Here is an 8,557-nt window from a genome sequence, read left to right as displayed (position 1 = left end):
TTCGTGAAGCGTTTGCGAGGCATGGCATCCACCCTCCTTCAGGGTTCAGGATGCCCGAAAAACTTGCGCTCAGCGCGGACCAGTTTGCTGGGTCAGGGTCATTCGTCATAGGTCCATGTGTGGACGGCCCCTGCGGTGCAAGTGGAAAGTGATACTGCGCGGTCGGGTTGCAGCCATGTGTCCGGCCTGTTTGTGCGGCACGCATGGCCGCTGGCCTTGATGAAGTCCGCGATCGAGGTCCCAATCAGACACGCGCGCTCGAAGGCGCTTGGACTTGGCGGGCTCGCCTCGATCCCGGTTCGACCGGTTCGTCATCACATCTCAGCACCTTGCACACCCGGGCGCCGGCGTCTGACGACCGGCGGCCGGGATCACGTCAGGCGGCGGGTGCCGTCCTGTACACTTCGCTACGCGCCAGCACCGCCCAGGCGATCCGCGCGGTCTAGTTGGCCAACGCCACGGACACGACCCGGGCGGGCTTGCGGTCGAGAAGCTCCCTTGCCCACACCCGGCCTGGCGTATCCTGACGCGCGACCCGGATCACCGATGTCGCACCGATGACCAGCAGGCGGCGGATAGCTCCGTCGCCCTGCTTGCTGATTCGGCCGAGCCGCTCCTTGCCGCCGCTGCTGTGCGGCCGCGGCGTGAGCCCGAGCCAGGCCGCGAACTGTCGACCGGAGCGGAACAGGCTCGGATCGGGCACGGCCGCCGAGATCGCGCTCGCGGTGATCGGACCGATGCCGGGAATCGTCACGAGGCGGCGGCTGGCAGCGTCGTTCCGGCACCAGGCGACGATCTCCGCCTCGGCCTCAGGGCACCGAACGTGATCGCGTTCGTTGCAAGCTCGTGCGGTGCCAGCGCGATTGGCTCGACCGCACGTAGATGAAGCGTCATCTCCGGCACTTCGACGTGGGCGCGTCCCTGCGGGTAAGCCAGCACGGCTGTCAGCTCGCCCGTGACGAAGCGGCTCATATCAACGCCTGCCCAGGGGGCTAACAGACTGTTTGGGCGTCGTTCGCCAGTCGATCCCGGAATGGCCATGTCCAGCCGATTATGGAGGATCGCTAGCCACACGGTGTGCGAAGATTAACGTCAGGAATCTGAATGATCTAATTAGCAGACAAGTCACTGATCATATTTGAAGCCTATATCTTGGCCTTTATCCTACAATAGGAAGGATATGACGCATTCTATGCGAATACGTCTGAGATCAATATATCAAAATTCTTAGTCACGTTGTTTCTGGCGTTCCTGGTGGCGGGCCTGGCCGAACGGTCTACTTTTAGACCGATGCTTGGATGTCTCACTTGGTCAAACGATCATTAAAACTGGGCGAATACTAGGTACGTTCCCTTGACATAAATCATCTCGTCGCCGATGAGCGTTTCAAGAATCAATTTTGGGGGCGACGTCAATGTCCGTTCGTCAATATCTGCGCTTCACAGACAGTCGCGGCAATGTGCTGACGGGCGATGACGGTAAAGCACAATGGTTTGAAATATCGAATACGACTTTTGGTTCGAAAAACGAGCCAAGTAGCGGGTCACAGTCAGCAGGTACTGGGACCGGTAAGATCTCATTTGATCCTCTGACCTTTACGCTTGCGTCTAGTAACGCCACCTCTACGCTCGATACGATGCTGGCGAAAGGCACCACTTTCCGCACCGTTGAACTAATGAGCTACGAGGTCGGCTCGGATGGCGCCCCACGTCTGGTTTCGCAGGACGTTTTCAAACTTGCGGCCGCGCAGCAGGACGACATCAATCTTCTCACGGGCAATCACACAGTCGCCCTCGCCTACGGTAGCCACGTCGAGAGCGTTCCGACATACGACTTCAAAGGTCTGCAGAACGGCACGGCGACCGCGGGTTGGAATGCTATCCGCAACATCGCCGACAACTCCCTGACGCAGGGCGGTGCTGATGGGAGCGCAACCAGCGTTAAGCTCGGTTTACCTGTCTACGATCCCAGTACTGGCCTCGCCACCAGCGCTGGCGTTGTCAACGCACAATCCGACGGCGAACGCAAACTCTTCCTGCATATCCGTAACGCGGACGGAAGCCCGCTACTTGGGTTGGGCGACAAGTGGATTGAGCTGAACGATGCTGATCTCTCGTTCGTGCAGACGATCAATTTCAGTTCGCAATCCTCAGGTGCCGGAGCGGGTAAGGTTGCATTCGATCCACTCTCGCTGAGCTTCGATCCTGGCGCCCTTTCCCCCGTGCTTCAGCAAATCCTAGCGCAAGGAAAGGCGCTGCAAGTCGAGATTGCGGCCTACGGACGCTCAGCTACAGTTTTAGGCGGCCCTTTGCTGGACGTCTACCAGTTCGGCTTGGCGGCATTCGAGAAGAGTGCCGCGAAGTATGACGGTGACCAACTCATCCAAACCTATAGCCTGCGATACGGCAGCGAGCGCATCACGCACTCGATCGTCGATCCAAACACCGGCGATCCGACCGGTCGTACGATCGTTACTGGTTGGGATCGCGTTAGGAACATCGAGATCAGCAAGGATGTCGAGATCAGCAAGGATGCCCAAATTGGCATAGTCCGAGCTCCGTCGACTGCCACCGAAGCGGTTGTGAAGGCGTACACGGCAGTCAGCGATGCGGACCACTACTACCTGCGCTTTACCGGCTACGATGGCGCCGTCCTTAAGGGGGATGATGGCGCGGCGCAGTGGTTTGAGGTTGCGGACTTCAGCTTCGGCGCGGGACAGATGCTAAACATCGGTTCGCAGTCGGCGGGCGCTGGTGCCGGGAAGGTCACTTTCGAAGGGCTGACGTTCACGCTCGGGTCAAGCAAGGCAACGAGCGCCCTCGACACCATGCTGGCGAAGGGCACGCCGTTCCGTACCGTCGAACTCGTTGGGTACGGTAAGGACAAGGCTGGCGTCCCGAACCTCATCTCCCAAGATGTGTTCAAGTTCGCGGCGGTGCAGTCCGATGGGATTGACGCTTCCACCGGGCAGCACGCTTTCAACCTCGCCTACGGCGGGCACGTCGAGAGCGTGACAGTGTTCGGGCGTGACGGCATGCCGAATGGCACGGCTACGGCGGGCTGGGATAGCACCAACAACAGGGCCGATGACTCACTCAGCCATGTGGTTGGCGGGAAGGGCGGAGACGTAGCGCTTGGACCACCCCTCTACGATCCGAACACGGGCAATCTCAGCGCTGGCGGTGCGGTCCCATCGTCCTCAGTATACTCGGATCTTCATCACTACTTGCAGATCCGGAACGCAGATGGTCGTGATTTCGGTGGATTTAGCGATAAGTGGATCAACATCACCGACGCAGACCTTGCGTTCTTGCAGGCCCTCAATCTCGGCTCCGCTTCTACCGGCGTGGGGGCCGGAAAAGTTGCCTTCGAACCGCTGACCATGAACTTCGGCGCCGGTGCCGGTGCTCTGGCTCCCTACCTGTTTCAGGCTCAGGCAAAGGGTACGACCTTCCAGCTTGAACTTGCGACCTACGGACGCTTCGGCAACTCAGATCAGGCTGTTTTAGTCGATGACTACCAGTTCGGCTTGGCTGCGCTGAAGACGATCAACCAGCATCAGGGCGACGAGGGCTTAGAGTACTCCTACACCTTCGACTACGGCACCCAGCGCATCACGCACGCCCTGATCGACGACAAGTCGGGCAAGATCATCGGCTCGAGCGTGTCAGGGTGGGATCGCACCACAAACACTGCGATGGTCAGTGATGGGGTTGCCTCGTCCGGTAAGGCAGTTGGGCCGATCCGCGCGCCCGCTCAGAACCCGGACGAGGGCTCGTTAATTGCTGGCGGCGTGGGCAAAGACCTTTATGTTCGCTTTACGGGCTATGACGGCAATATCCTTAAAGGCGACAACGGTACTGCCCAGTGGTTCGAAGTGTCGGGCGTCGATTTTGGATCGGATCAGTCCCTTAGCATCGGCTCGCAAAGTACGGGCGCTGGGGCCGGCAAAATCAGCTTCTCGCCGCTAAGCTTCGCGCTCGCCTCGAGTGCGGGGGCGACGCAACTTGATGCGTTCCTGGCGAAAGGCACGCCATTCAAAACGGTGGAGCTCGTCAGCTACGGATCCAGTCCGAACAAAGGAGCTCCGCAAGCCGTTTCCCTGTTCACGTTCAAGCTCGCAGCCGTTAAGTCAGACGTGATCGACGTGGTGACGGGTCTGCATAAGCTTAACTTCGATTATGGGGGCCTGGTCAGCAAAGCGGTATCAGTCAATGCCGACGGATCGTTTAGCAACGATGTCTCTCTCGGCTGGAACGGGATCAAGAACATCAGCGATAATTCGTTGACCAATGTCGACCCTCTCCCAACCAAGGCCGCGTTCACTACGCAGGTCACCTCGGCATCGACGGGAGGTATCTCGATCAGAAATCCGCCGGAGTTCGGTTCCGGCAATGGTGTCGAGCATGGAGCGTCCATCGGCGATCGTGATGTCTACGTGCAAATCCGTAATGCAGACGGAACGCTGCTGAAGAACCTGGGTGAAAAGTGGATCAAGGTCGCGAGCGCCGACCTGTCGTTCGAGCAGACACTGAACTTGAGCTCACAATCCGGTGGCGCCGGGGCAGGGAAAGTCATGTTCAATCCGCTCTCGCTCAGCTTCGACGCGGGTGCACTAGGACCGGGTTTCGATCAGGCTCTAGCGCAGGGCAAAGGGTTTCAGATCGAGATCGCGACGTACAAATACGTGGGCAATGGCGAACATGTCCGCCTCGACGACCACCAGTTTGGTGGTGCCGTTCTCAAGGAGAGCCGCACTTCCGTAGACGTGTACGGGGCGCGGCATGTCTACAGCTTCGACTACGATACGCAGAGGGCGACACACTCCTTGTTGAGTCCCAACGGTCACCTGAAAGAGACGAGTGTCGAGGGCTGGGATCGCACCACCAACACGGAGCTGCTCGTTGATGTGAACAAGTCAGGCCACGGCGTCGGCCCGATCCACGCCCCCACGGAGGCCGAGGGACTTGTCTTCTACAATGGATCGGGGGACGTCACGCCAACGCCTTCCAATACGCTGTTGGGAACATTCAGCGACGACATCCTGACAGCGCCGACTGTTGCTGACTGGACCTTGGACGGATTGGACGGCAATGACACTCTGATCGGCAACAATGGCGCTGATACGCTTCACGGCGGTGCCGGCATCGATATCCTGGCAGGCGCACGCGGCAACGACATGCTGGATGGTGGTGTCGGTGCCGACCGCATGTACGGTGGGATCGGCAACGACACTTTCGTGGTGGACAATACCGGCGACATCGTCATCGAATACTCCAGCGAGGGTACCGATACCGTCCTCGCTTCGGTCTCACACGCGTTGAGCGTCAACGTCGAGAACCTGACGCTCATCGGCACCGACGCCATCAACGGCACCGGAAACAACCTCGCCAACATCCTCACCGGCAACGCGGCGAGCAACGTTCTCAGTGGCGGCTATGGCGATGATCAGCTCTTCGGCCTGGGAGGCAATGACACGCTCAACGGCGGCGTCGGTAACGATACCATGGTCGGCGGCACGGGCGACGACACCTACATCGTCGACGCGCACGGTGACGTGGTGATTGAGGCTGCCGGTGAAGGTACCGACACCGTCCTGTCCTCGGTCGGCTATGAGCTCGGGGCCAACGTCGAGAATCTGACCTTGATCGGTGAGGCCGATCTCAAAGGCATCGGCAACGACCTCGACAACGTCCTCATTGGCAATGCGAGCGACAATCAGCTCTTCGGTGGTGCCGGCAACGACCACCTCGACGGCGGCCGCGGCGCCGACAAGATGTTTGGCGGCACCGGTGACGATACCTACGTCGTCGATAACGCCGGTGACATCGTGGTGGAGTACTCGGGTCAGGGCACCGACACCGTCGAGGCCTCTGTCTCGTACATCCTGGACGGCGGCGTCGAGAACCTGATCCTGACCGGCACATCCAGCCTCGACGGCACCGGCAACGCTCTGGCCAACGTGCTGACCGGCAACGCGGGCGACAATCATCTCTCCGGTGGCGCCGGCAACGATACCCTCTACGGCGGGGCGGGTAACGACACGCTGGATGGTGGCACGGGCTTCGACACCTTTTACGGTGGAACGGGTGACGACACCTACATCGTCGACGGCTCGACCGAGCGAGTGTTCGAGTTCGCGAATGAGGGCACCGACACGGTCCTGGCCTCCGTGACCTTCAAGCTGCAGGCCAACCTGGAGAACCTGACGCTTACGGGTACCGGTGCAATCAACGGCACGGGCAACTTCCAGTCCAACATCCTGATCGGCAACGATGCGGCCAACGTCCTCGACGGCAGCGGCGGCAAGGACGTGCTCTTCGGCGGGGGCGGTGCGGACACCTTCGTGTTCCGCGCGGGCGAGACGAACGGCGACAAGGTCATGGATTTCACCGCCGCGGGGGCCGCGGGTGACCACCTGGAGTTCTACGGCTTCGGCACGGGCGCCACGCTGAGCCACGCTGCAGCAGGGTTGGACCTCTACACGATCACAGCGGATGCGGCCCACAACCACGTCAGCGAGACGTTCCAGCTGTTGGGCGTGACCAACCTGGACCTCGTCACGGGTCAGGGCCACGACGTCCTGCTGTTTGCCTGAGGCATAGACCCTCGAAGCAGACAGGCCTGCGGTGCACATGCGCCGCAGGCCTACTCATTTCTGCAAGCTAATCACACCGGACAGACAGTCGTCCTATTGGATCGTATGTCGGATATTCGATCGTCTTATCGACAATCTCCGCTATCTAATGCTGAACTGGTGTCGCCGCAGATGCTTACTTAAAGCGTTGCCTGAAGTCGCCACCCACTTTGTCGAGCACGTTTTTGCGCCCTGCGGATCGCACACAAGTATTTGGCTTGTCCTACCAGGGACTGCATGCCTAGCGTCTTCCGCCAATCAGGTTGGATGGCGAAGGATCTGGCTCGTTGGACACGGACGACATCACGGCGGTGGCAGGCCTGCCGTACTTTTCTCTAACGACGGCAGGCTTGCCTTCTGGTGAGGCTTTCGAGCGGTGGCGCACGCTCCTGGCGCCGATGTACGCGGTCAGTCCGACTACACCATCCGCTCCGCTGCCTTTCGGCAGCAACATCACGTACCAGATCGGCGACCTTGTCACCCAGCGCTCGCTGATCTCGACCCAGCGGCTCCAGCGGGACCGCCGACGCGTCGATGCCGGCCCCGACCACTACATGGTCCAACTCTACCGATCTGGCCGCTTCCAGGGCACGATCGCCAACAAACCACTCTCGGCCTCCCCTGGCACCGTGACCCTGATCGGCCGCCGTCATCTACTTGATGGCATGCTCGACCGCGCCGATGTGATCGGTATCGCCGTACCCTGCACCCGCCTCCACGGACTGTCGCTCGAGGGGCACAGCATGCGTTTCGATGCGGCCCGCAACCGACTTCTGGCCGTGCGTATCTCAGACATCTACCGCCGCCTGCCGACCACATGCGCGGAAGAGGTCCCCGCTCTCGCAGATGATTTCGTTGCTTTCCTGCACCGCCTGCTCGATGGCTCGCAGGCCACGGACGTCCTGGACGGACGCGAACTCGACGGTGGCCTGATGGCGTTGGCCAGGATAGTCGTGCAAGCGAACCTGTCGCGCCCCGATCTGTCGCCGGAATTTATCGCTGGGCAGATGCTGGTGTCGCGGTCAACGCTCTACCGGTTGTTCGAGCCAGTGGGGGGCGTGATGCACTTCGTGCGAGGTGAGCGCTTGAAGGCAGTTCGCGACGCTCTGGCAGACCCGATGGAGCGACGCACCATCGGCCGCTTGGCCGAAGTTTTCGGATTCAGCAGCATCTCGCTGCTCAGCCGAAGCTTCCGTAACTGCTACGGCGTTCCACCCCAGGCCTGGCGTAACCAGCGTCAGGTGGCCCAGCGGATCGGTGGTCAGGGGACAGTGCAGCACGTTTGGAAGTGGCTGCGCGAAACCTAAGGCCCCCATCGGCAAGTGCTCTCGACGGGAAGGCAAGCAGAAACTAAGAGTCCGTCCGATAAGTCATGAGGCGCGTCCYAGCCGTCGAACGAGGATCATGACGGCAGCGGCGTAGAGGAAGGCTTGGGCCGAGGCGAGGGTCGCCTCMGGGTCTTTCCAAAGGCGGCGGTTGCGACTGATCCAGCCAAAGAAGCGTTCGACCACCCATCTRCGCGGGTGCACGGCAAAGCCGACTTGATCCTTGGGTTTGCGCACGATGTGGACGGTGATAATCGTTGCAGTCGCGGGCCTGTCGCCCGCATAGCATGCATCGGCRAAGGCCTTGGCGATGAATGGGAAGGTCCRCCGCGACAGGCGCAGCACCGGTCCGGCCCCATCGCGATCCTGTACGTCGGCAGCCTGCGGATCGAGCACGAGCGCGCGYCCGTCCGTGTCGACCAGGGCCTGACGCTTGCGGCCTTTGATCTTCTTTCCGGCGTCGTAGCCCCGCGGRCCACCGCTCTCRGTGGTCTTCACGCTCTGGCTATCGAGTACCGCGGCGGTGGGTGAGGCATGCCGACCAGCCCGCTCGCGATCGGCCATGACGAGCGTGTGGTTGATCCGGCCGAACAGC

Annotated in this window: 4 protein-coding genes and 1 pseudogene; 2 read left to right on the top strand and 3 right to left on the bottom strand. The window is 60.7% G+C overall.

Annotation, left to right across the window (positions count from 1 at the left end; all coding sequences use genetic code 11):
- Nucleotides 1–376: 376 nt before the first annotated feature.
- Nucleotides 377–805: pseudogene (locus ASF58_RS08650) on the bottom strand (IS110 family transposase); the annotation flags it as partial.
- Nucleotides 751–972 (bottom strand): hypothetical protein, encoded by a 222-nt coding sequence (locus ASF58_RS25685; protein WP_156375597.1) that lies wholly within the window; start codon nt 970–972, stop codon nt 751–753. The pseudogene ASF58_RS08650 and the gene ASF58_RS25685, both read right to left, overlap by 55 nt.
- A 442-nt stretch (nt 973–1,414) precedes the next feature.
- On the opposite strand from ASF58_RS25685, the gene ASF58_RS08645 reads away from it, so the two are divergent.
- Nucleotides 1,415–6,598, top strand: a complete 5,184-nt coding sequence (locus ASF58_RS08645) for a type VI secretion system tube protein Hcp (protein ID WP_082512935.1) — start codon at nt 1,415–1,417, stop codon at nt 6,596–6,598.
- A 326-nt stretch (nt 6,599–6,924) separates the two neighbouring features.
- A complete protein-coding gene (locus tag ASF58_RS08640; protein ID WP_055950409.1) occupies nt 6,925–7,944 on the top strand; it encodes a helix-turn-helix domain-containing protein in 1,020 nt (339 codons plus the stop codon).
- Nucleotides 7,945–8,007: 63 nt separating this feature from the next.
- On the opposite strand, the gene ASF58_RS08635 is transcribed toward ASF58_RS08640, so the two are convergent.
- The coding region (locus ASF58_RS08635; RefSeq protein ID WP_055950405.1) for an IS5/IS1182 family transposase at nt 8,008–8,557 on the bottom strand (550 nt) is incomplete at its 5' end.

The sequence above is a fragment of the Methylobacterium sp. Leaf125 genome, from assembly GCF_001423085.1.
Lineage (GTDB): Bacteria > Pseudomonadota > Alphaproteobacteria > Rhizobiales > Beijerinckiaceae > Methylobacterium.
This window is presented reverse-complemented; position numbering and strand designations above follow the sequence as displayed.